Annotated in this window: 17 protein-coding genes; 10 read left to right on the top strand and 7 right to left on the bottom strand. The window is 44.9% G+C overall.

All coding sequences use genetic code 11. From position 1 onward, the window contains the following. Positions 1-65: 65 nt before the first annotated feature. The gene (locus CPG39_RS01245; protein ID WP_096294218.1) at positions 66-1,151 is read left to right on the top strand and encodes a PQQ-dependent sugar dehydrogenase; all 1,086 of its coding nucleotides are present in this window, start codon (positions 66-68) and stop codon (positions 1,149-1,151) included. Positions 1,152-1,252: 101 nt separating this feature from the next. After that, entirely contained in the window at positions 1,253-3,334 is a 2,082-nt protein-coding gene (gene ppk1, locus CPG39_RS01240; protein ID WP_197702891.1) for a polyphosphate kinase 1, read from the top strand. A 23-nt stretch (positions 3,335-3,357) separates the two neighbouring features. On the opposite strand, the gene ppx is transcribed toward ppk1, so the two are convergent. Further along, entirely contained in the window at positions 3,358-4,842 is a 1,485-nt protein-coding gene (ppx, locus tag CPG39_RS01235) for an exopolyphosphatase (protein ID WP_096291671.1), read from the bottom strand. Between the two features lies 1 nt (position 4,843). Here ppx and CPG39_RS01230 point away from each other — a divergent pair, with 1 nt between their 5' ends. Then, complete coding sequence (locus CPG39_RS01230; RefSeq protein WP_231990350.1) at positions 4,844-5,425, top strand: SixA phosphatase family protein; 582 nt, start codon at positions 4,844-4,846, stop codon at positions 5,423-5,425. Here the strand turns inward: CPG39_RS01230 and CPG39_RS01225 are convergent. The 4 genes from CPG39_RS01225 to CPG39_RS01210 all read right to left on the bottom strand — a co-directional run bounded on the left by CPG39_RS01225 (position 5,420) and on the right by CPG39_RS01210 (position 10,821). Then, complete coding sequence (locus CPG39_RS01225; RefSeq protein ID WP_096291670.1) at positions 5,420-5,860, bottom strand: helix-hairpin-helix domain-containing protein; 441 nt, start codon at positions 5,858-5,860, stop codon at positions 5,420-5,422. The genes CPG39_RS01230 and CPG39_RS01225 overlap by 6 nt on opposite strands. A gap of 114 nt (positions 5,861-5,974) precedes the next feature. Next, positions 5,975-6,334, bottom strand: a complete 360-nt coding sequence (locus CPG39_RS01220) for a YajD family HNH nuclease (protein WP_096291669.1) — start codon at positions 6,332-6,334, stop codon at positions 5,975-5,977. A 47-nt stretch (positions 6,335-6,381) separates the two neighbouring features. Then, positions 6,382-8,238 (bottom strand): AMP-dependent synthetase/ligase, encoded by a 1,857-nt coding sequence (locus CPG39_RS01215; RefSeq protein ID WP_096291668.1) that lies wholly within the window; start codon positions 8,236-8,238, stop codon positions 6,382-6,384. Between the two features lie 63 nt (positions 8,239-8,301). After that, on the bottom strand, positions 8,302-10,821 hold the full coding sequence (locus tag CPG39_RS01210; protein WP_096291667.1) for an acyl-CoA dehydrogenase: 2,520 nt from the start codon (positions 10,819-10,821) through the stop codon (positions 8,302-8,304). A 575-nt stretch (positions 10,822-11,396) separates the two neighbouring features. Between CPG39_RS01210 and CPG39_RS01205 the strand changes: the two genes are divergently transcribed. The 3 genes from CPG39_RS01205 to CPG39_RS01195 all read left to right on the top strand — a co-directional run bounded on the left by CPG39_RS01205 (position 11,397) and on the right by CPG39_RS01195 (position 14,330). Further along, a complete protein-coding gene (locus tag CPG39_RS01205) occupies positions 11,397-11,654 on the top strand; it encodes a hypothetical protein (protein ID WP_096291666.1) in 258 nt (85 codons plus the stop codon). Between the two features lie 29 nt (positions 11,655-11,683). Continuing rightward, positions 11,684-12,481 carry a carbonic anhydrase gene (locus CPG39_RS01200; protein ID WP_096291665.1) on the top strand — a complete coding sequence of 266 codons (798 nt, stop codon included), beginning with the start codon at positions 11,684-11,686 and terminating at the stop codon, positions 12,479-12,481. A 247-nt stretch (positions 12,482-12,728) separates the two neighbouring features. Next, the gene (locus CPG39_RS01195) at positions 12,729-14,330 is read left to right on the top strand and encodes an MFS transporter (RefSeq protein WP_096291664.1); all 1,602 of its coding nucleotides are present in this window, start codon (positions 12,729-12,731) and stop codon (positions 14,328-14,330) included. 200 nt (positions 14,331-14,530) lie between these two features. Here the strand turns inward: CPG39_RS01195 and CPG39_RS01190 are convergent, their stop codons facing one another. Continuing rightward, positions 14,531-15,802: a hypothetical protein gene (locus CPG39_RS01190; RefSeq protein ID WP_096291663.1), complete on the bottom strand. Its 1,272-nt coding sequence runs from the start codon at positions 15,800-15,802 to the stop codon at positions 14,531-14,533. A gap of 457 nt (positions 15,803-16,259) precedes the next feature. Here CPG39_RS01190 and CPG39_RS01180 point away from each other — a divergent pair, with 457 nt between their 5' ends. The 3 genes from CPG39_RS01180 (at position 16,260) to CPG39_RS01170 (ending at position 19,556) form a co-directional block, all read left to right on the top strand. Continuing rightward, positions 16,260-16,973, top strand: a complete 714-nt coding sequence (locus CPG39_RS01180; RefSeq protein WP_096291661.1) for an OmpA family protein — start codon at positions 16,260-16,262, stop codon at positions 16,971-16,973. Next, the gene (locus CPG39_RS01175) at positions 16,973-18,202 is read left to right on the top strand and encodes an ExeA family protein (RefSeq protein ID WP_096291660.1); all 1,230 of its coding nucleotides are present in this window, start codon (positions 16,973-16,975) and stop codon (positions 18,200-18,202) included. Before CPG39_RS01180 ends, CPG39_RS01175 begins: the two co-directional genes overlap by 1 nt. A 304-nt stretch (positions 18,203-18,506) precedes the next feature. After that, positions 18,507-19,556, top strand: coding sequence for a hydrolase (locus CPG39_RS01170; protein ID WP_096291659.1), 1,050 nt, complete (start codon positions 18,507-18,509; stop codon positions 19,554-19,556). Here CPG39_RS01170 and yegQ read toward each other — a convergent pair. Beyond that, positions 19,512-20,879, bottom strand: a complete 1,368-nt coding sequence (gene yegQ / locus CPG39_RS01165; RefSeq protein ID WP_013647397.1) for a tRNA 5-hydroxyuridine modification protein YegQ — start codon at positions 20,877-20,879, stop codon at positions 19,512-19,514. The two genes, CPG39_RS01170 and yegQ, sit on opposite strands and share 45 nt — an antisense overlap. Positions 20,880-20,941: 62 nt before the next feature. Here yegQ and dnaE point away from each other — a divergent pair, with 62 nt between their 5' ends. After that, positions 20,942-24,448: a DNA polymerase III subunit alpha gene (gene dnaE / locus CPG39_RS01160; protein WP_096294215.1), complete on the top strand. Its 3,507-nt coding sequence runs from the start codon at positions 20,942-20,944 to the stop codon at positions 24,446-24,448. Positions 24,449-24,798: the final 350 nt, after the last annotated feature.

Genomic DNA, 24,798 nt, shown 5'->3' with positions numbered 1-24,798 from the left:
TGGAAGACCATTATGCAATCCAATCACCTAAAAATAAAATGACACTAAAGATTAATATAAGCGTTATGCTTTTGATTTTCAGTTTCCTCTTACTGCCAGTTGCACAAGCCCAACGTATCCAAACCGAGTTTGATGTCTTGTTAGTAGCCGAAGGTTTACAGTTTCCTTGGGGTATGGCATTTATGCCGAATGGTAATCTGTTGGTAACAGAAAAAATTGGACAATTGCGCATAATCACACCGGATGGTCGTGTTTCCGAACCAATCAAAGGTATCCCTGCCGTATTGGTTCAACAACAAGGCGGTTTGCTGGATATTGCGCTGGATCCGGGGTTTTCTAAAAACCATCTGATTTATTTATCGTACTCTGAGCCGGAAGGATCAAAAGCCAGTACCGCAGTAGCCAGAGCCGAACTAAAAAACGGTAGCCTGGAAAACTTGCAAGTAATTTTCCGCCAGTGGCCGAAGACTGAGGGCGGTGTACACTTTGGTTCACGCTTGATATTCGCACCGGATGGGAATCTTTTTATCACACTGGGTGATCGTGGAGATTATTCGGAAGAAGCACAGCAGTTGAGTAACCATATTGGCAAAATAATCCGTATCCGCCCTGACGGAACTGTCCCTTCTGACAATCCATTTGTTAACGACCCAAAAGCCAAACCGGAAATTTGGTCGTATGGCCATCGCAGTGTTCAGGGTGCTGCTATACATCCCAAAAGCGGCGAGCTCTGGATTCATGAGCATGGTCCGAAAGGCGGCGATGAAATCAATATTCCGCAACCAGGTAAAAATTACGGTTGGCCTAAAGCCAGCTATGGCAATCATTACAATGACATTCCAATCAAGAATGAACATGCGGAACAAGGCTTTGAAGAGCCAATTCACTATTGGACTCCATCAATCGCACCTTCCGGCATGGTGTTTTATACTGGAAAGCAGTTTCTGGGATGGCGTGACAACTTGTTTATCGGCACACTGGCAGGACGACATCTGGTCCGGTTATCAACAAATAATAAAAAAATTATTAATGAAGAAAAATTATTAATCAATACCTTACGTTTTCGCGATGTAGAGCAAGGACCAGATGGCGCCTTGTATTTACTGACGGATGAGGAAAACGGCAAACTTCTAAAACTAACACCGAAGTAACGATTCGGTTTTGCACAAACTAAGCTAAAATTAAGCGCTTAATCTTTTTCCTTAAATGGGGTCGATTGACCAGTTACAATAATTAACTCGAGCAATTCATATTGATAGATACTGTTGACCTCAAAGACCCTGCGCTTTATATCAATCGCGAACTGAGCCTGCTGGAATTCAACCGCCGTGTGATCGAACAAGTCAAAGATGAGACCCTTCCGCTATTAGAGAGATTAAGGTTTCTATGCATTGCCAGTACCAATCTGGACGAATTCTTTGAGATACGTGTAGCTGGATTAAAGCAGCAGATTAAATACGGCTCGGTGCAAACGGGACCGGACAACCTGTCTCCGACGGAAGTACTGTCGCGCGTCAGTGAAACCGCGCATCAGCTCGTGCTGGAACAATATTGTGTATGGAATAACATGATCATACCTGCGCTGGCTAAGGATAAAATCAGACTACTGCGTCGCGCACAATGGAAACTGCAAACCAGCCGTTGGATACATCGCTATTTTAAAGAAGAAGTATTGCCCGTGCTAAGTCCGATCGGCCTGGATCCGGCTCATCCTTTTCCCAGGGTTCTTAACAAGAATCTATATTTCATCATTTCGCTGGAAGGAAAAGATGCTTTCGGACGTGACTCAGGCATGGCCATTGTTCAAGCTCCGCGCTCATTGCCGAGAGTTGTGGCCATCCCAGCCAAATATAGCGAAGAGAATCATGATTTTGTGATGCTTTCTTCGATTATCCATGCACATGTCACTGATCTTTTCCCTGGCATGAATGTCATCGGTTGCTATCAATTCAAAGTTACGCGTAATAGCGACTTACTGATTGACGATGATGAAATTGACGATTTGTTGCGCGCTCTCGAAGGTGAATTACCTTCGCGCAGATTTAGCGATGCAGTGCGATTGGAAGTCGCAGATAACTGCCCGGATCCTCTCAGCTCTTTTTTGTTACAGAAATTTGAATTACAGCAGAATGATCTTTATCGAGTAACCGGACCGGTCAACTTGAATCGCTTATTGGCAATCTGTGACTTGGTAGACCGCCCGGAATTAAAATTTACCGGCTTTACACCTAACATTCCTAAGCGCCTAGTCAAAAATACCAACATCTTTGATGTCCTGCACAATGGTGATATTTTGTTGTATCACCCATTTCAATCATTTACACCTGTTATAGATTTTTTACGGCAAGCAGCCGTTGACCCCGGCGTGCTTTCGATCAAGCAAACGCTTTATCGCACCGGAATTGATTCTGCAATTGTTGAAGCACTCAAAATAGCTGCACGCGCAGGAAAAGAAGTCACCGTAGTTATTGAATTGCGAGCCAGATTCGATGAAGAAGCCAATATCGGGCTAGCCAGTGAATTACAGCAAGTTGGCGCACATGTGGTATATGGCGTGGTTAATTATAAGACCCACAGCAAGATGATTTTGGTTGTCAGAAGAGAAGGCCGTACTTTACGGCGTTATGTGCATTTAGGAACTGGTAACTATCATGCACGAACTGCGCGCTTGTATACCGACTATGGATTGTTGACCTGCGACAAAGCTATCGGTGAAGATGTTAACAAATTGTTTCATCAATTGACCGGTTTGGGACGGGCGGGTAAATTAAAGAAACTTTTACAGTCACCTTTTACGCTGCATAAAGGGATATTAAGCTATATCGATAAGGAAATCAGTGCTGCGGGTGAGGGGAAAAAAGCCTGGATTATTGCTAAAATGAACGCCTTGGTTGATCCGGAAATTATTGTAGCGTTATATAAAGCCTCTCAAGCCGGTGTCAAAATCGACCTGATCATTCGTGGCATATGCTGTCTGCGCCCCGGTATCAAGGATGTTTCAGAGAATATAACTGTCCGTTCCATTGTGGGTCGTTTTCTGGAGCATACACGCGTTTATTATTTCCAAAATGGCGGTGATGATGAAGAAGTGGTATTTTGTTCCAGCGCTGACTGGATGACACGAAATTTGCATCACCGAGTGGAAGTTTGTTTTCCGATTGAAGAAAAACGCACCAGCGACACAGTCATCGAACTTGGATTATTAAGTTATCTCTCCGACAATACACAAGCCTGGCTGCTACAAAGTGATGGTTCGTATAAACGCTCAAAACCGGGCACTTCGAAACCACGCTCTGCGCAACAACTTCTCCTGGAGCATTATTGTGATCATTGATGAAAAATGTTCAGGAATACCCTTCAGTTGAATATCAATTTAATATCAGCTGCCTGTAAAAATCCTTGCTCAGTATTCAGGTCAGCGAATGTTAAGGGGTGCTGATCCAACCACTCTGACGGGAAATCCAAAGTAATGCGGTTTTTGCTCACATCCATATGAATTTCCGGCAAACCGCTATTGGAGCGGCTACGATGCAATACTACAGCCAGCCTTAACAGAATACACAGCCTGATCACTGACGTTTTTACTGAAAGGGCCAGTGATTCAAATTCCTCCAGTGGAAATTTACGTCGATGGCTACGCACCAGCATCGCCAGTTTGATTTGCTCCTGCCGGGAGAATCCTGCCAAATCGGAATGGGCGGTTAAATATGCACCATGTTGGTGATACTGACTATGCGCAACGGATAAGCCGATTTCATGGATCAGCGCCCCCCACACCAACAATTTCAGATCTGTTTTTTCGTCTAATTCCCAATCGGTTTTCACCTGATGGAAAAATTTCTCCGCCGTATCTTTAACCCGATTTGCTTGCTCGGTATCGATACTGTATCTCTGCATAACGATTTCAATGGTTTTATCTCTGATATCCTCATTATGCATCCTGCCGATCAGGTCATACAGTAAACCCTCACGCAATGCACCTTCGGAGACATTGATCTGTTCCAGATTAAGTGCCTCAAAAACCCCGTATAAAATCGCTACACCGCTGGCAAAAACCGGTTTTCTACGTTCCGGGATGCCTGCAAAATCAATCGCTGCACTATCGCCAATCGCAATTAAGGTTTCCAATAATTTCGTCAAGGCAGAAGCGGTAATGCCTGAATCGCACCAACCTTGCGCTTGCACTACATCCCGCACTGCTATGATAGTGCCGGAAGAACCCAACGCAACATCCCAGCCTGTCTTTTTATAAGCCGTTTCAATGGATTCCAATTCCTGCATGGCAAACAATACGGCTTTGCGCATTTTCTTGGCTTTTATCTTACCATCATCAAAGAAACGCTGACCCATATTGACACACCCCATATACAAACTTTCAGTTGCATAAGTATCGAAACCCCGGCCAATGACTAATTCCGTACTCCCGCCCCCGATATCAATCACCAGACGTTTGTTAATCTCATCATATAAACTGTGCGCAACACCTAAATAAATCAGTCTTGCCTCTTCACGTCCCGCTATGATCTCTACCGGATGGCCCAGTGCACTGTGTGCCTGCGACAAAAAAACGTTGCCATTCCGAGCCTGACGAAGTGTATTCGTACCCACAGCGCGAACATTCAAAAGTGGAATTTCTTGGATCCGTTGACCAAATCGCTGTAAGCATTCCAAAGCCTGTTGCATGGATTCCTTCGACAATTCCTGCTTATCATTCAATCCCGAAGCTAACCGAACCATTTCCTTCATGCGATCGATAATCAGCAAACGACCATCCACCTGGCTTGCCACAATCATGTGAAAACTGTTTGAACCTAAATCAACAGCAGCGTAGGATTCATCCATAATGAAATATACCGGAACGAAAAACAGCAATCCAATTAATCGCTCTCATAATAAAGCCATGCCTAAATATCAATTAATTATCATGCGACATGCCAAATCAGACTGGTCTGAAGATAACAGATCGGATTTCGATCGCCCCTTAGCCAGCCGCGGAATAAAAGCCGCCACACAAATGGGCAAATGGTTAAAACAATGGTTAAAACACGAGCAATACCCCATAGACCGCATCATTTGTTCTCCTGCATTACGAGCAAAACAAACTTGCCATCTAGTCGTAAACGCGTTAAATATGCCTGAAAATATTGTAAATTTTGAACCAGAAATCTATGGTGCATCATGTAACGATCTGATCGCACTGATCAAGCAATACAGCAAAGGAGTACATTCATTACTCATCATCGGACATAACCCGGGCCTTGATCAATTACTTTGCCATTTATCCCAGAACCCGCCCCCCGTCAACAATTGCGCTAAATTGCTGACCACTGCGGCTCTGGCTATATTGGATTACGGAAGCAGCGTAATTTCAGCTAACGCTCATGAGGCACAGTTACGACACTTAATCAGGCCCAGGGAATTATGATTTCTTTTTATTTTTTCCTTTTTTCTTGCCTTCTTTCTTTTTATCTTTATCCTTTTTTTTCTTGTCTTTTACCTTCTGCTTATCGTCATTACGTTTCTTCTTTTTGCTCTCATCATCAATCTGGCTTGGTTCAGGTTGACTCACAATCTGATTTGTCACCGCTATCTTGCTTGGAGCTTTTTTGCCTGATGTTTTTTTGCCCTTTGCCTGCGTCTCTCCGCCAGTAGTCGTTAACGGTTTGACCGGTTTGGTTTGCAAGCATTCAGCAGCCGATTTTTTTACTGCTCGTGCTCTTATCGCCCCGCTGAACCCCGGTATTTTTTGCAACTCTGTCAAACTAATTGCGGCCAATGCTTCGACTGTTCTGATTTTATGTTCAGATAAAATCTTGACTGTGATGGGACCAATTCCAGTTACATCCGTAAGCTTAACCATGACTAGGCTCCTGTTGGCTTGAAATTCGCATTATAACTGTCTGTTGATTAAATACAATGCGCTTTGGGTCAGATTTGCTTTTGATAAAAAACAATCGCGGGATTGATTTCTGCATTATGTTTTTTTCTTCAGCAGATCCTTAAGATTGGCAAAAGGATTATGGGTAGCGATTTCTTCTGCCTGTCTGCCATCATCACGCCCCATCGAATCTTTAAGCTTGGAATGTTCATGTTCATGACAATAGGTGCAAAGCAATTCCCAGTTACTGCCATCGGGTGGGTTATCGTCGTGGTTGCTGTTTTTGTGATGCACTTCTAATAACTGCAGGTTTTTATGATCGAAGGTACGCGCGCAACGGCCGCAAACCCAAGGAAACAGTTTGAGCGCCTGCTCGCGATAGCCTTGCGCACGTTTCTCCGCATTCCGGCGCGCTTCTAGAACTATTTTGTCTAACTTGCTGTGATCTTTTGCCATTTGATCTGCTTTCTGCGGTTAATAAGTTTGGATAAAAATAATCAGTTTCAGTGACCTGTATACAATCTTTCAATTTCTGAATTATATTTCTCCAGCACCTTCGCGCGCTTTAATTTTAAGGTCGGTGTCAATAAGCCATTTTCAACGCTCCAAGGCTCCTGTGCCACCGCGGCACGGCGTATTTTGGCATAGCCGGGAAATTCACTCGTTTGGCGGGTGATTTTTTCCAGCAAAATTTCCTCAGCCTGTTGTCGTTGCTGCTCGTTTGTCAAATCATCGCCCAGACCATAATGCGCCATGAATTCTTGCCACCGGGCAGGATTTAACACGACTAACACGCTCAAATAAGAACGGGATTCCCCGATCAACATGACCTGTTCAAATAACGGATCGCGCAAGATCGCCGCTTCCATATCAGCCGGCGGCACTTTTTCACCCGTGGATAAAACAATAATTTCTTTCAATCGCCCAGTGATGGTCACATGACCCTGGGCATCAATCGATGCGATATCGCCGGAATTCAACCAGCCATCCGATGAGATGACTGCTTGGGTTGCCTCCGGATTATTCCAATAACCCAGCATCACGTTCGGTCCACGGATTAGCAATGCGTTACTTTCTCCCAGCTTGACCTCCACGCCGGGAATAGGTAGGCCGACACTGGCCGGCACATTGTCCTCGAGCCGATTGGCGCAAACCACAGGACTGCTCTCGGTCATTCCATATCCTTGCAGAATCGGCAAACCAAGACCGATAAAAACGCGAGAGACCTGCGGCGATAATGCGGCACCACCGCTCATCACCATGCGCAATCGCCCCCCCAGTTTGCCCATCACTTTATCAGCCACCAATTTTTTTAGTAGCGGCCACACCACATGCGATAGTCGCCGATACCCTCTTCCCTGCTGGCACTCAAACTGGCTATAACCCACATCGACGGCAAAATTAAATAATCCGCGTGTAAAACCCGAACCCTCAGCCAGTTTCGCCTGTATGCCCGCATACACCCGTTCATAAATTCGCGGCACTGATATCATTATGGTCGGACGGATTATCAACAGATCCTCCTGCAATTGCGGAATCGAGCGCGCGTAAGCAATTGTGGCACCCGTCATCATAGGCACATAATAGCCTGCGGTCCGCTCGAAAGTATGAGACAAAGGCAAAAAAGAAAGCAGCACATCTTCGGGCAATACCGGGACAACTTGCAAGCAACTGAACGCATTGCTCAGGATATTGTGATGGCTGAGCATCACACCTTTGGGACGCCCCGATGTGCCGGAGGTATAGATGATCGTGGCCAGAGAATCAGGGTCACTGTCTATATGCCTAACTTCGCGGGCGTGCACTGATAACCATTCCATTGCAGAAACGACACGTACGTTATCACAGGCATCAACACTATCCGGTTCAAAAGGCCGGAGTATGACCACTCGTTGCAATCCTTCTATTTCATCCGGCAAGGTAAGAAATTGCCGCCATTGTTGCGAATTTTCCAGCAACAGCAATTTAACAGTTGCATCATTGATGACGTACGTTGCATTCTCGACTCGATCATCGACGTATAACGGAATGACCACGAGCCCCAAGCCCAGTGCCGCCTGCTCGAACATGACCCATTCCGGGCAATTTCTCATCATTACCGCGACCCGGTCACCGGGTACCAATGATTCTTTTGTCAAAGCTACTTGCCATCGGGCTATCTGTTGATTCATCTGTTCCCAGGTGTGGCTGCGCCACTGGTCACTAACCGCGTCGAAATAACGATAGGCGACTGCCTGGGGCGAACGCTGCACACGTTCCTTGAAGAGACCATCCAGTGTTTTTGCCTGCTCAACAGGAATGACGTTGCTCATTCCATTGTGTTCAATTTGCATAATTTCCCCCGTAGGCACCGATTTCATCCGGGTGTCCGCGTACTAACGATTGGCATCAGTGCTTTTCCCGCTGTCCGGTATTTCAACTTATTAAATCGTTTCAATTGTCTTGGATTCTTCTGTCACAGGAGTGCTTTTTTTTCTGCTTGCGGTTTTAGTACTGTTACCTGCGCTGACGCTATTTATGCCATCCGCCTCATCCGTAACATTATTATTGATCGTGTAATTAGCGTTGATAGCGCCTCTGGCGCTCATCGCTGTATTGGAATTACCCTTTGCAGCATTGCGCTGGGCTTTTGTTTCACTCTCAAGATCTGGGCTAAAATCATCCACTTTAATGACCTTGCTGCGTAAATTCTTGAGTTTTTCCAACAAACTTGCTTCTTCCGCAGTGATTACATTGAGCTGTAGCGCTTGAGCGATCTGCCCGTCTCCGTGATCGGTAATTTTGCGCAGCTTGACAGCTTCGCGCAACTTGGCTTCGATGGCCCCACATTCGATAACACACCTTAAGGCCTGTTCCAGATCAGCCATCGGTTCATGTTCTGCAATCGGTACATGAATACCGGCAGTCAATCGATCACGCACGGCACCCGGTGCCATCATTAGTCTGGCAACCTCGTGCGTTAACGCATCAGCCGGTGGTTTGCAGCGCTTGCCGAGTGGAAACACCAAGACTCTGAGCAACCCGACAAAGGTAAAATGTCCCGGAATATTGGCCAGAAACTCATCAAATGCTTGCTGCATCCGATAAATGGCATCTTGCATGCACCAATGCAGCAGTGGCAAATCAGAGTCGGGGCGACCATCGTCCTCAAAACGCTTCAGTGTTGCCGAGCATAAATACAGCATGCTCAGAATGTCACCTAACCTGGCGGATAATCTTTCCTTACGTTTAAGCGATCCGCCCAAGCGCATGAGTCCAATATCGGCAATACACGCAAAGCTGGCGGAAAAGCGTGCCAGCTGACGATAATAGGCCGCGGTCTCCAGTGTAGCGTTTTCCGGCGCATTATCCTTAATATGGTTACCAAACAATGCATACACCAAACTGTTTGCAGTATTTCGCAATATAAACTTTGCATGCCCGATTAATGCTTCATCAAATGCCAACGATGCACTATCAGGATTTTTATCATGCGCCGCATTGACTTCTTTCAGTAAATAAGGATGACAACGCAACGCACCTTGTCCAAAAATAATCATGTTACGTGTCAATATGTTAGCGCCTTCAACGGTGATGCTGACAGGAATCTGCTGATAAGTGCGCCCCAGATAATTTCTCGGACCGATGCAAATTCCTTTTCCACCGTGAATATCCATGGCATCATTAATTGCTTGCCGTCCGCGCTCGGTCAAATGATATTTTACAATCGCTGATGCCACCGAAGGTTTTTCCCCCAGATCAACCGCAGCGGCAGTCATGACACGGGCGGCATCCATCATATAGGTATTCCCGCCAATACGCCCCAATGCTTCCTCAACACCTTCAAAATAACCGATCGGTGTTTTGAATTGCGTACGCACCCGGCTATACGCACCGCTGGTACGAGCTGCCAGTTTAGCTGCCCCCACACTGGTAGCCGGCAGTGAAATGGCGCGCCCTACCGAGAGGCAATTCATCAGCATGCGCCATCCTTGCCCGACTCCTTCTTGGCCACCGATGATCCAATCCATCGGAATAAATACCTCTTTGCCCGAATTCGGGCCATTCTGGAATGCGCCATTCAACGGATAGTGGCGCCGACCGATATTTACACCCGGTGTATTCGTGGGAATAAGTGCCAACGTAATGCCCAGATCTTCCTCTTTACCCAACAATCGATCCGGATCATATAGTTTGAAGGCCAGTCCGAGAATAGTTGCGACCGGCCCCAGCGTAATATAGCGTTTCTCCCACGTTACCCGCATGCCCAAGACATCCGTTTTACCTTCATACTCACCACGGCACACGATACCAAAATCCGGCATTGCGCCCGCATCGGAACCTGCTTCCGGTGAAGTGAGCGCAAAACAAGGTACTTCCAGACCTTTTGCCAGACGCGGCAAATAATGTTCCTTTTGCCTTTCGGTGCCGTAATGCAGCAGCAACTCAGCCGGCCCCAGGGAGTTCGGCACCATGACCGTTACTGCCGCCGTACCGCTGCGCGAGCCGATCTTCATTACCACCTCGGAATGAGCCAATGCTGAAAACCCATAACCACCATACTGCTTGGGAATAATCAAGCCAAAGAATCCATTTTCTTTGATAAATTGCCATACCTCCGGTGGTAAATCCTTTAATTCATAGGTAATCTTCCATTCATCCAGCATCGCGCACAATTGCTCAACCGGACCCTCGAGAAATGCTTGTTCCTCTGCTGTTAACTGCGGCTTCGGATAAGCCAGTAATTTTTTCCAATCCGGCTTACCGCTGAATAAATCACCTTCCCACCAAACTGTACCGGCATCCAGCGCTTCCTGCTCCGTCTGCGAGATTTGTGGCAACATTTTGCGAAAAATTTTCAGTATTTGATTGGTGACCAAATAACGGCGCAACAAAGGAACCGCCAGAATCAGACTAGCGATGACAACGACGAACAGAATGACGTAGAAGAGAAACGCGAGCATGGTGATTTTCCCCTTAATGAGTTAAGCCTGATCAAGCTATGACATGACAGTTGTACAACGCCCGAACCAGACGTGCAAATCCAGCATCTTCTTAAAACGCTTACAGCCTCAAATTTACATGATAATCGTTGAAATCCCTACTTTAACACCGAAGTTTTACTATTAGATTGTTGTGTAATTTATACACCCGCAATATTTAATACTGCATTTGCCTTTTGATTCCATTTCGTCTTTTCATATTATGAATATGATATATAAAAGTTTTCTAATTCTGCAGAACAAGTATGGACAGAATGTTTAACGTTACGGGATTATCCGGTATTGGATCGGAAATAAAACACAAATGAAGAAAAATCAATCTGAAAAATCTTTTTATTTATCTTAAATTTTTATTTGTGACAAGGGCATACCTCATTTAGATTCTAACCACATTGCTCCTATTATTTGTTTTCGTTGACATATTATTAACATTTTCATGTCATTTTATTAACATTTTCTCAACATTCGTGTGGTAACGTGCAAGCCCACACTGTGTGAATTGTGAATAAATGCTTTCTTTATTAAAGAGGAACATCATGTTTATAAAAATTTTTTTGGCTGTGTCATTAAGTTTAAGCGTTGCTTCATGTTTTGCTGAATCAGAGGAAAGTAAATCAAAATTGCTGATTCAACCGGATCAACAAAAAAGATCATCGACTGAAACCAATCAACAAAAAAAAACCACTCAATCTAATTCATCGAGTGGGCAGACAGGCTCTCCTCAATCATCTCAAAACTCCAATCAGGATAATAAGCCATCAATGATTGAATATTGTAGAAATCACCCTTGCTAGTCCAAACTATTTGCAATCGGAGTTAATTCATGAATACGAAAATATTGAGAAACGTAGCTTTTACAATTTTTACATGTTATGCAACCGTTGCTATTTCTGAGGCGCCACACTGGAGTCATGATGAGCAGTCAACTTGGTGGGCACTTCAAGATACAACGCAAAACGTGCCACTGAACTATCCTTTTGGAGAATGCGGTATTGGCAAGCATCAGTCTCCGATTGACCTTGCAAGTGCAACTATCAACAACACAAAGCCTCTCAACAAACTTGCCGTTTTATATGATACTGATACACCGGTTTTCTTTAATAGCGGTCATGGTGTACAGGTTAATACAACCGAAGATTATACGGGCGCATTAATGATTGGGGAAGAATCTTTTCCTTTGATTCAGTTTCATTTTCATGAGCCTAGTGAACATGTCGTAGGGGATAAAAATTTTCCAGCGGAGCTCCATTATGTTCATATTAATGAGGATGGAAGAATTATAGTTCTAGCTGTCGCAGTTGATGTTGGTGATGAAAATCCCATATTTGGAACCATTCTGAATAACACGCCACATGAAGAAAACGGTAAAAACGCAAGTACCGGCATACAGATCAATCCTGCACAATTGCTTCCTGCTGATCTAGATCCCGCAAACTTAGATTACTTCACAATTGCAGGCTCATTAACTACTCCCCCATGCAGCGAAGGCGTACAATGGTATTTACTACCGAAAGTAATTACAATCTCAGCTGCACAACTTGAGCAGCTCAAAGGGTTTTATACCAATAATGCGAGATCGCCTCAAGGTTTGAATGGACGATCCTTGCTTTCAACTCAATAATTGCCTGTATAGTTATAGTCTTGACACTACCGTTAAGTATTTGACTCATATTCAAAGCTGTCCGAATATTTCTCATACGCTGTCATTGCTTTTCGGTAGTGTCAATTTGTGATTTCTCAGGGTCTTGCCGCAGTTTGATGTCGACAAGCCCCGAGTTTGCAATGTAGTCAGTTTTTTTTCGCAGAAGTAACAAAATTTGTATGAGTCTTTTTGAGTTTTTTAGAATACAAGCAAAAGGTTAAGCGGCTTGGTCAGTACAACGTCGGCTTGGTCTCCATTCAGGATTCCCGTTTTTCGTATGCTCTGGGTGGCAACGCTCGTATCGAATATCGGAACCTGGATGCACGATATCGGTGCTAGCTGGTTAATGACCACACTTTCACCGACACCCGTCATGGTGGCGTTAGTCCAAACTGCTACCACGTTACCCATTTTTTTATTAGCCATGCCAGCCGGTGCCTTGGCTGATATCGTCGATCGGCGCAGCTATCTTATCGTGGTGCAGTTATGGTTGGCGCTGGTCGCCGGATTACTGGGGTTTATGACACTAACAGGTATCACCTCGGCATGGAGTCTGATCGCCCTGACATTTGCGATGGGGATCGGGTCAGCAATGATGATGCCAGCCTGGGCAGCAATAACGCCGGAGCTTGTGCCCAGAAACGAATTACAATCTGCTATTGTATTGAATAGTCTTGGCATCAACGCAGCACGTACGATTGGTCCGGCATTGGCTGGAATAATCGTATCTTACGCCGGAACCGGCGCAGTGTTTGTTTTGAATGCGCTTACGTATTGCCTTGTCATTTTCGCTTTGGTTCTCTGGCGGCGCGAGGCACCGATCAACGAATTACCTAGCGAGCGATTCTTTAGTGCACTCCGTTCTGGCTTCCGCTTCACACGCCATGCACCAGACCTCCAAGCTGCCATCATACGCGGATTCGGTTTTTTTCTATTTGCCAGTGCCTCCTGGGCTCTATTACCACTATTAGTCAAGCACCTGGAAAATAGCGGACCGCAAACATTTGGTATCTTAGTAGCCTCCATGGGCGCTGGAGCAATCGTTGGAGCTCTCTTGCTGCCCAGGCTACGTGAAAAAATTTCACGCGATATGCTGGTCGCATTAGCGACAATCGCATACGCATTTGCCATGTTTGCGTTAGCAATCGCCGAGCAGCTGATTTTTTTATGTTTGGCGATGGGTGTGAGCGGTATTGCGTGGATCGCCGTCTTATCATCACTTCAAGTAGCAGCGCAGATGGCGCTTCCTAGCTGGGTGCGATCGCGTGGGCTTGCTGTTTTTATGGCAACTTTTATGGGCGCCATGGCAACCGGTAGTTTGTTGTGGGGCAAGATCGCAGAAATGACAAGTATTTCGGATGCACTGATAACGGCGGCAGTCGGTGCAGTGATTACTGTATTGCTTACTTGGCGCTGGCACATCGGTGGCATCGAGAAAGTCGACCTCACACCCTCGATGCACTGGCCGACTCCCATGGTGCACGATAGCGTGACACATGATCGCGGACCGGTTCTGATAACGATTCAGTATGCGGTTCAAAGCGATAAGAAAAACAAATTCTTAACTATAATACGTGAGCTCAGTAAGCGCCGTCGCCGCGATGGCGCTTTTGCCTGGGGCGTGTTTGAGCATACTGAGAAGCCGAATCACTTTATTGAATCCTTTAGCGTCGATTCCTGGCTCGAACATCTCCGTCAACACGAACGCGTAACTCATGCAGATCGTATTTTGCAAGCAGAACTTCGTACACTGCTCATAAACGGCAGCGAACCTATAGTCACCCACTATGTAGCGCCTAAATACACCGCGGAGCAAACGAAAAGATAAAAATCCGACCATCGACTCTGTAAGTGGATTAGTTTATTGCTTTCAGCACAATGCAACAAAACCACATAAAGTACCCCGCCACTAGCGTGGTGGCGGGGCATTAACTACGTTTTACAATTTGCTGGTTTTCAATCAGCTTTCACTCCACGGAGCGAGGAATTGAATTCGCACAGATTAAATTTTGACCATAAAGCTTATCGCTATGGCTTCAATTTCAACATCATGGGTTGCAGACGCTTGATTGTAGAAGGCGCAATCAGATCCTTTATCTGCAATGATTTGATTGCCGATGCCGGGGCACAATTAGCCACTTCCACTAATTTCACTACAAGCGGATTAAAAGTTACATCGACGCCAGTATAGCTACCCGCATCATCACCACTGCGATCCCCCCGGAATTTAAACTCTTTCACCGGCCCATTCGGACCGCCACCTTGACGATCATCGTTATGATCGGTATCAATATAATGAGCCGTGCTTTCCAGGCTATTAGCTATGCTGTCAATACGCCATCCGGGCGGTGGCGTATAGTAGACATCAGTGCGTTCACCCTCTGCAGTAGTCCAATCGCTACGCGTTTCCTGCGCTTTCATCCAAAGCCGGAAATTGACGTGCGTACCTTCGTTACTCCAACGTGCATTCGCCCATACTTCAGGGCCATGCCCGCTGAATTCTTTATCACCGCGCGTATGAGGCGGTGTAAAGGATAAATATGTATTGCGCTCGTATGTTTCTGTTTTTTCACGGCATACTGGCGTAGCCGGCTGAATCACGGCGATACTGGAGATAGGACGATTCTGCCATTCCAGGGTTAGTCGATCACTGGCGCTGGATACAGGAACCCCATTTGCACCAAGATTGAGCGTCATATGATAATGAGTCAATCGATCAAGTTCGGAAGAAACATCCATTACACCCGATTTATTGTGTAGCGTTACCTTAATAGGTGTCGTATCGAAATCATAACCGAAAAACTCCAACTTGTTGCGGCGGCTTGTATCCAATGCCATATCGACAGCTGCAGGCACCACATGGCATAACGCCGGCTCAACGGGAGGTATCGATTGATGCAGTAGTCGTGCACGAATTCGCGCCAAAGCCTGACGCACACGTGTGCCAATAAAATCCACGTTGCAACGCAACTCGTTTCCCGTAGCAGCTACGCTGCGGTTGAGCAAATCCGAAACTTCATTGCGTACCGTGGATTGGGCTTCATCGGTCAGTTTTGTCGTAGTATCTTGCAACACGGACTGCCAGGAAGCAGAGTTTCGATCCAGGGCATCAATCGCGTTATCTAATGTCGCCACGGTATCTCCCGCGACATCACTTACTTTATCTGTTAATTTGTCGATTTTGTCGCCGATACTGCAACCTCCGATCAGAATCGGCATAAACACCATCAGCCCTAATAATAGTCTTGTTTCAATGCCCACTTGTAATAAATGTGAAAAATACACTATAGTTTTCATCATGTTATTAACTCCCCTATGTAATAAGAAAATTTTCTCGGATTTCCATTTATTTCCATTTCATGAAACGAACAAAAAGTTGATATCCCACTGATTTAATAAAATATACAACACTAACCGTGAATACTTGCGTGATAAATCTCACACTCATGCTCGCAAGTAAATTTAAGCCTTTAGGAACAAACGTTTTGATGACATGATAGTATGATAATCTGATAAAAAGATACAATTTATTGCTTTTATTAGCCGGTTTGAATGTGAATTTGTACGAGACAATGTTAATCTGCATCTTGTTGCACGGATTTTGCAGAACTGAACTGGGATAGGTTGTTTTTGTACACAGCTAATCAAGCCAAACTTGTTCTATTCCTATAAGCACAACACTTTCCAATACGTTAAAATGCTTGTGCACAAGCCCGTTACAATTGCTTAATCAACATACTAAATCGAGCGCATTATCATGGTACGTTTTTTTATTATTGGACTATCCGTTGTATTTTTTAGCCTGTCGGCTGTGGTGATATTTAAAGCATTGGAAACTCCAGTCCAAGACACAATTTATCAAGGTAACTGGCCGGAAACACCTTCTATATCTGAATCCACTTCTGCACCTACATCTTCATCGATATCTCCATCGACGTCGGAGCGCAGTATAAGTGATTTCATTCACTCACCGGAGATTCAGGATGATGGGCATACTATTCTTACTGAAAAGGTAGAAAAAACAATTTCTCAGGATGAAAATCCACCTGCAGCGACAGAAGAAATAATAGATACCGTGCCTCCCCCTGACGTAATAGATAGACCGCGAATCTTAGCCATATTTGACGGCAAAACATTCCGTTCCGGGCAAGACATTATCCATGATGTTTCTCATTCGGTAATCGATAATTTAATTAAAGAAATATCAGCATCTCCAAACAGTCGCATTCTCATTGAAGGCCATACCGACAATATACCGACCGGAAAGATTAGCAGTGACAATATGGATTTATCCAGGCGTCGCGCTCGAGCCATCGCAAATGTACTGATTTTGCATGGAGTACCCGCGACGCGAATATCAATTATTGGTTATGGCGACAAACGGCCAATAGTTTCAAATGCTACCGATGAAGGTAGAGCCAAAAACCGTAGAGTCGAAGTAAAACTCATGCCTCCAGAGGGAGCCAACTAATGCATATGTATGCCCAGCACTTTAACCTCAAATTACTTCCATTCGAGAATGTACCGGATCCGTTATTTTTCTATGACCACGGAGATCATGCACGCATTCGTAAGCAAATATCCGGTTCTTTACAAAGCGGTCGTGGATTAATCGTCGTGACGGGACCTATTGGCTCTGGCAAAACAACGTTGAGTCAAATGATAAAAGCCGACTTCCCGGAAAGCATTAAATTAATTTGGATGGCTGAGCCGCCTGCAAACAGCACTGATCTTTATTTATTTCTTGCTCAAGAACTTGGCCTTCAACCCACATCGTCTGAAAAAACCTTTGTCATGCGGGACATTCGGAATGCTTTGATGACAATCAATGCAGAAGGAAAAAAATGTCTGGTTATCATCGATGAATCCCATTTGATGTCGGAAGATGTTCTTAATGGCATTCGTCTATTAAATAATCTTGAAGAAGGATCCATCAAACTTATTCAGTTATTGCTTCTTGGTCAGGATGAGCTGATGGAAAAAATCAACAAACCAGAAATGATTCCATTCAAGCAACGAATTGCCGCACTTGAATCGTTAGGAAAAATGACTACCGATGGTGTACTAAAATATATTACACATCGTATCCAGGTCGCAGGAGGCAATCCGAATTTAATTTCCGCCACTGGATGGGAAGCCATTTCAATCGCTTTCAGTGCCGGTGGAACACCGCGCACCATTAACTCATTGTGCGACAGATCGTTCAATGTTGCATACGAACGCAATAAATCTGCAATCGATGCAAAAGATGTTTATGAGGCTACACAACGGATGGGGTTGATCACTGATGTATTTCATTACATCATTATGCTCAACAACGAAGAAAGAAAGAAGCAGGAATCGCAAGATATAGCTGACCAATCAACCCAAGAAACAGTCGTACCTGGAGCTACTAGCAACAGTACCAATACCAATACCGAACAGCCATTTTCACCCAGCATAAAGAAAGCAGAGCAGAAAATTAATCCAATGGTGGATGAAATCCCTGTCATTCCAAAGGCCAAAATAGATATATCCGACAAATCCTATGATGAGATTGCAAATGCGATAAAAGCAAAATATGAGCAAAAGAACTTACAAATTTCCGTTGCTTTACTCCTGTTGTCCCTCATTACATTCTTAATCAGCATTTTTTATTTTTGTCATCGTTCGGACTCGGATGGATTGCTGGAGTGCCTCACCCATTTGCTCAGCTTTTGATGGTTTATCTACTTTTTTGCTTATACCTCCACGTTATGCTTCAAATGCACATAACACGCTGGGTAAGCACTATAGACCGGCATACTCTGATATGCTCGGATAGACATCATTCTTATCAGCAGCACCCATCTCTAATGACTGCGCCGGATAGCACTTTCCTATTTCAAGTTGACTATCCTGGCGTAGTAACCTACAAATCAGTACTTCTAATTCGCAATCAACCCTGTGACGACAATGCCAATAGTTTTATCGATTACAATAATAAAATGCACTGAATATCGCAACGCAACAAATAATAATAAAAATGTTTAAAACATCCATTCCCTTGTATACAAACCGCTATAAGGCGCCATCCTGGCTACCCGGTGGGAATATACAAACGCTTTATCCTTACTTTAACAAGCCAGCGCCGCTGTTTACATACCGACGTGAACGCTGGGAGCTCGAAGATGGGGATTTTGTTGATGTCGACTGGACCGATGGGTCTGTGGATTCACCTTTGGTAATATTTTTCCATGGTCTGGAGGGAGGATCTTCAAGTCATTATATATTAAGCATGATCAATGAGTTAAAGAACCACGGATGGCGCAGTGCCGTCATTCATTTTCGTGGCTGTTCCGGTACACCGAACCGGTTATCCCGCGCCTATCATGCCGGTGATTCTACTGAGATTGATTGGATGCTGCGGCGCATCACCCATCAAAAACAAGCAATTAACAGTGTACGACCGGTTTTTGTGATGGGTGTTTCACTGGGTGGTAATGCGCTACTGAAATGGCTGGGTGAACAAGGTGAACGTGCATGCGAGCTCGTAACAGGCGCTGCAACCGTTTCTGTACCGCTGGATCTGGCTGCGGCAGGTTCAGCTCTGGATAAAGGGTTTAATCAAATTTATACGCGACACTTTCTCAACACCCTCAAAAACAAGGCGCTCGATAAATTAGAACAATTTCCCGACTTATTTGACGCCACGGCACTCAAGAAATGTGCTTCGATTTATGACTTTGATAATCTGGTAACAGCACCACTACATGGTTTTCGTGATACTGACGATTATTGGCAGCATTCCAGCAGCAAACAATGGCTGCCCCATATCAAAGTGCCTACGATAGTAATTAACGCTCGGAATGATCCTTTCATGCCCGCATCAGTATTGCCGGATCAAAATGAGGTATCTTCAGCGGTTACGTTGGAATTTCCCGAAGAAGGCGGTCACGCCGGATTCATGCAAGGCCCGTTCCCAGGAAAATTGGATTGGTTGCCTAAAAAAATACTTAGTTTTTTTCATTATCAGTGTCAGTATCATTTTTCAGAAGAAACGAGTGACAAAAGCGTTCTCTACATTCCCGGCTAACGGTATTCTGACCCGATGGCCGCTGCCAGGTGCAATCTGTACCGGACGCCCGGCTGAATCCAGCATGTGCGACAACTCCACCACTTGATTACCCGCCGGGTGAATAATCTCTAGGCGATCGCCCACCTGAAAACGGTTCTTCACCAGTATTTCGGCCATACCGCTCGCTGTATCAAAACCAGTAATATCGCCAACATACTGACTACGATTGGATTCAGAATGTCCGCGTAAATAATTTTGCGTTTCATGCGTGTTATGCCGCTGATAAAAACCGCTGGTATAGCCACGGTTAGCCAATCCTTCCAGCTCACCCAACAAAGCAAAATCAAACGGTTTTCTGGCCACAGCATCATCAATTGCTTTGCGATAAACTTGGGCCGTACGCGCTACATAATATAAGGACTTGGTACGCCCTTCTATTTTCAATGAATCAACGCCAATTTTAACCAGGCGCTCAACATGCTCGACCGCACGTAAATCCTTGGAATTCATGATATACGTGCCATGTTCATCTTCCATGATCGGCATTAATTGACCAGGCCGTTCCTTTTCCTCGATCAGATAGACTTGATCGGCGGCAGGATGCCGCGTAATCGAGCCGCATCCATTCGTCATGCTTGATTGCTCGGATTGCTGCATCGCTTGGCCAAAATCAAAATCAATTTTCCCGACTTCCTGAATATCACCACTTGAATTTTCCTCAGCGGATTTCACTTTATAGTCCCAGCGGCAAGAATTCGTACAAGTACCTTGATTCGGATCACGGTGATTGAAATAGCCTGACAACAAGCAACGTCCGGAATACGCAATACACAGTGCACCATGAACAAAAACTTCAAGTTCCATATCGGGGCAATAATCACGAATTTGCGCCACTTCATCCAACGATAATTCGCGCGACAAAATTACTCGTGTCAACCCTATTTTCTGCCAAAACTTAACCCCCATATAATTGACCGTATTGGCTTGCACCGACAGATGAATCGGTACATCCGGCCATTTTTCGCGCACCATCATAATCAACCCAGGATCGGCCATAATCAGCGCATCCGGTTTCATCGCAATAATAGGTGCCATATCATCCAGGTAAGTTTTAATTTTGGCGTTATGCGGCATCGCATTGCTGGCCACCAAAAACTTCTTTCCTAAAGCATGCGCTTCCGCAATACCTGTTTTAATCTGTTCCAAAGCAAAATCATTGTTACGTGCGCGCAATGAATAACGCGGTTGTCCTGCATATACGGCATCGGCACCAAATGCATAAGCAATGCGCATCTTATCCAAGGAGCCAGCAGGAAGTAAAAGTTCGGGTGATTTCAACATAATGTAAAATAGCGCTCAAAACTGTATTAATGACAAAGTTATCACAGATTAATTGTAACATCATGCCCATCAAACCAGCTTTTATTCATTTACGGATGCACAGCGAATATTCCATTCTGGATAGCACCATACGTATTCATGATGTCGTTAAAAAAGCTGTAGCCGACCAAATGCCGGCACTGGCATTGACGGATCTTGCCAATCTTTTCGGGTTGGTAAAATTTTACCAAGCTGCATACAAAAACGGGATTAAACCAATCCTTGGATGTGATATCTGGATCGCGAATGAATCCGATCGAAGCAAGCCGATTCGATTACTAGTGCTATGTCAGACACATGCAGGTTATTTGTTATTGTCCCGCCTACTGTCACGTGCCTACCGAGAGAACCAATCTCAAAACAGAGCCGAGATCAAAGAATCATGGCTACAATCCGATGATTGGGGTACGGATGGACTCATTGCTTTATCAGGTGCACGTTTAGGTGACATCGGATTATCGCTGTTACAAAATAATATATTACAAGCCGAAATTCAGGTACAAAAATGGGCGAATCTGTTTCCAGATCGCTTCTATCTTGAGATTCAGCGTGATGGCCATGCCAATGAAGCAATGCTGATACAGCATTCGCTCGCTCTGGCCAAGAAATTCAATTTGCCCGTCGTAGCGACGCAAGCGGTGCAATTTCTCAATGCGGAAGATTATCAAGCGCATGAAGCGCGTGTTTGTATTGCTGAAGGATATATCCTGGAAGATAAACGCCGTCAAAAAAATTTTACGGAACAACAATATTTCAAAACCCAAGCTGAAATGACACAGCTGTTTGCCGATATTCCTGCCGCATTGACGAATACAATCGAAATTGCCAAGCGCTGTAATCTGGTATTGGAATTGGGTGTAAACCGGCTTCCATTATTTCCTACGCCTAATAACGAAAGCCTGGATCAATACCTGCGAAGCCAGGCTGAAATTGGCTTGATAAAACGCATGACAAGCTTATTTCCCGATGCAAAAGTGCGTAATGCCAGAATCACCCAGTATCAATCCCGCCTTGAATTTGAGGTCAATACCATTATCCAGATGGGATTTGCCGGATATTTTCTGATTGTCGCCGATTTTATCAACTGGGCCAAGCATAACAATGTACCGGTAGGCCCCGGACGTGGTTCCGGAGCCGGTTCATTGGTAGCCTATTCACTTGGAATTACCGATCTTGATCCATTACGCTATGACTTGCTGTTTGAACGTTTTCTGAATCCCGAACGTATCTCAATGCCCGATTTTGACATTGACTTTTGCCAGGACCGGCGTGAACTGGTTATCGAATACGTCAAGCAGCGTTACGGAATCGGGAAGGTCTCTCAAATCGCCACGTTTGGCACAATGGCTGCTAAAGCCGTAATTCGTGATATTGGCCGGGTTATGGACTTACCGTACAATTTTGTCGATCAGCTGGCCAAGTTGATACCGTTCGAGATCGGTATGACTTTAAAAAAAGCGCGCCAACTCGAACCTCAACTCAATCAGCGGGCCGAAGAAGAAGAAGATGTCCACAATCTCCTGGAATTAGCGGAAAGCCTCGAGGGCATCACACGCAATGTCGGTATGCATGCCGGAGGGGTGCTTATCGCTTCAAGCGAAATTACCGATTTTTGCCCAATCTACTGCACCGAGTCCGGTGATTCCGTCGTCAGCCAGCTGGATAAGGATGATGTTGAAAAAATCGGTCTGGTGAAATTTGATTTTCTTGGATTACGCACATTGACAATCCTGGATCGTGCGGTCGGGTATATCCGTCAATTACATCCAAATATCGACTCTCCCGAATCCCGGCTTTTCTCACTGGAAACCTTACCATTGGATGATGATGCAACTTATGCATTAATGCGCAAAGGGAATGCTGTAGGCATCTTTCAATTCGAGTCGCGGGGCATGATCGATCTGCTACAGAAAGCAAAACCGGACCGCTTTGAAGATATTATCGCGCTGGTTGCATTATATCGCCCCGGCCCGATGGATCTGATTCCTGAATTTATTGATCGCAAACATGGTAGAAAACAGATTGAATATCTTGATCCACGCCTGGAACCGATTCTGGGGCCGACTTATGGCATCATGATTTATCAGGAGCAAGTCATGCAGATCGCGCAAGTCATTGGCGGCTACAGTCTTGGCAGCGCGGATTTACTACGCCGCGCGATGGGCAAGAAGAAGGTCGAGGAAATGGCGCAACAGCGTGACATTTTTGTCTCCGGTGCAATCAATAACGGTTTGAGTGAAGATAAAGCTACTGAATTGTTCGGTTTAATGGAAAAATTTGCCGGCTATGGCTTCAATAAATCACACGCTGCGGCTTATGCGCTCATTGCGTTCCAAACGGCTTACCTGAAAGCGCATTATCCGGCAGAATTCATGGCGGCTTGTTTGTCCGCCGATATGGACGACACGGATAAAGTACATATTTTTGTTGAAGACAGCATTGCCAATGGAATAATAATTCTGCCACCCGATATTAACCTTTCCGACTACCGTTTCATTCCAGTGGATAGCAAAAACATCCGCTTCGGTCTTGGCGCAGTCAAAGGTACCGGAGAATCCGCAGTCAATTCGATCATCGCAGTACGCCGACAAACTGGAACATTCACCGATTTATTTGATTTCTGCAATCGTGTCGACCGGCGGATCGCCAATCGCCGTGTGATGGAATCGCTAATCCGTGTTGGTGCGTTTGATATCATCAATCCCAACCGCGCCAGCTTAATGGCTTCAGTCGGCTTAGCCATAGAATCCGCCGAACAGGCAAGTCAATCTTCCAATCAAATCAATTTATTTGGTGAAACGAGCAACGATGCACAGATGCAACCACAACTGATTCAAGCGGAATCATGGCACGATCGAGAAAAACTGCATCAGGAGAAAATCGGTCTAGGCTATTATTTTAGCGGTCATCCATTTGACACCTATGCTTCAGAACTGAAGCACTTTATTTGTACCCGACTTGACCGGCTAAACCCGCAGCGTGAGCCGCAACTGCTCGCCGGCATCATTCACTCGATTCGCACACAAATGACGCGCCGCGGAAAAATGGGAGTCATCAGTTTGGACGATGGCAAGGCACGAATAGAAGTGGTTATTTTTAGTGAGCTCTTCGATGCGAATCGTACTTGGTTAAAAGAGGATCAACTTTTAATTGCAGAAGCTAAAATAAGCATGCGCGGATACAACGGAGACGAAGAAGACGGATTAAGAATTACCGCTGAGCGGCTGTATAATCTCGCCGCAATACGCTCGCGTTTCGCCAAACAAATCAAAATTTACTGCAATCTCCTCACCCTCGATCAATTATCCGGTCTTAGAAAACTGTTGATACCATTTTCCACTCAAACGCAAAAATCCATTACAGATTTCTGCCCCATTACAGTCGTCTATCGCAATAACATAGCCAGCGGTGAACTGGAGTTGGGAAATGATTGGCGGGTACATTTGCATGACGATCTGCTGCAGTCATTAAATACACATTTTAGAACTGAGAACGTGGAGATCGTTTACTCAAAAAATAACAAATCATAAGGGTTTCATCAGCAAGCATTATCTTTGTTCTGAAATCCATCTCCAGAAAGAAATAAATTCTTGCAGTTATGATTTCTTATCGGGAAGTAAGCTCCTGAAGTCTGCCACAATATCATGCTTACAGAATCTCTTGTATTGCCCGGTAAAAATTCCGGTGCTTTTAATCACAGAAATAGTATTTTAGTAGACAAATATCGGTCTATCAATTCTATATCGGCACTAGGTTTCGCATTGGTGACAAATAATAAACAATTGATTGTCCATTCCGGTTACCTGCATTTTCTTGACAAAACGCGCAGCATCTCTATAATCCACCCTTTGTTTCTGAAGCGATTCAAATCATATAATAA

This window comes from Nitrosomonas ureae (assembly GCF_900206265.1).
Taxonomy (GTDB): Bacteria; Pseudomonadota; Gammaproteobacteria; order Burkholderiales; family Nitrosomonadaceae; genus Nitrosomonas; species Nitrosomonas ureae_C.
The sequence above is the reverse complement of the archived record's forward strand: the minus strand, read 5'-3'. Positions and strand labels throughout refer to the sequence as shown.

Coding starts and splice junctions, on each gene's coding strand:
- CPG39_RS01170 (WP_096291659.1), top strand. CDS start 18,507: ATGTTTAAAACATCCATTCCCTTGTATACAAACCGCTATAAGGCGCCA.
- CPG39_RS01210 (WP_096291667.1), bottom strand. CDS start 10,821: ATGCTCGCGTTTCTCTTCTACGTCATTCTGTTCGTCGTTGTCATCGCT.
- CPG39_RS01205 (WP_096291666.1), top strand. CDS start 11,397: ATGTTTATAAAAATTTTTTTGGCTGTGTCATTAAGTTTAAGCGTTGCT.
- CPG39_RS01180 (WP_096291661.1), top strand. CDS start 16,260: ATGGTACGTTTTTTTATTATTGGACTATCCGTTGTATTTTTTAGCCTG.
- CPG39_RS01175 (WP_096291660.1), top strand. CDS start 16,973: ATGCATATGTATGCCCAGCACTTTAACCTCAAATTACTTCCATTCGAG.
- yegQ (WP_013647397.1), bottom strand. CDS start 20,879: ATGTTGAAATCACCCGAACTTTTACTTCCTGCTGGCTCCTTGGATAAG.
- dnaE (WP_096294215.1), top strand. CDS start 20,942: ATGCCCATCAAACCAGCTTTTATTCATTTACGGATGCACAGCGAATAT.
- CPG39_RS01230 (WP_231990350.1), top strand. CDS start 4,844: ATGAAATATACCGGAACGAAAAACAGCAATCCAATTAATCGCTCTCAT.
- ppx (WP_096291671.1), bottom strand. CDS start 4,842: ATGGATGAATCCTACGCTGCTGTTGATTTAGGTTCAAACAGTTTTCAC.
- CPG39_RS01245 (WP_096294218.1), top strand. CDS start 66: ATGCTTTTGATTTTCAGTTTCCTCTTACTGCCAGTTGCACAAGCCCAA.
- CPG39_RS01190 (WP_096291663.1), bottom strand. CDS start 15,802: ATGATGAAAACTATAGTGTATTTTTCACATTTATTACAAGTGGGCATT.
- CPG39_RS01220 (WP_096291669.1), bottom strand. CDS start 6,334: ATGGCAAAAGATCACAGCAAGTTAGACAAAATAGTTCTAGAAGCGCGC.
- CPG39_RS01225 (WP_096291670.1), bottom strand. CDS start 5,860: ATGGTTAAGCTTACGGATGTAACTGGAATTGGTCCCATCACAGTCAAG.
- CPG39_RS01215 (WP_096291668.1), bottom strand. CDS start 8,238: ATGAAATCGGTGCCTACGGGGGAAATTATGCAAATTGAACACAATGGA.
- CPG39_RS01200 (WP_096291665.1), top strand. CDS start 11,684: ATGAATACGAAAATATTGAGAAACGTAGCTTTTACAATTTTTACATGT.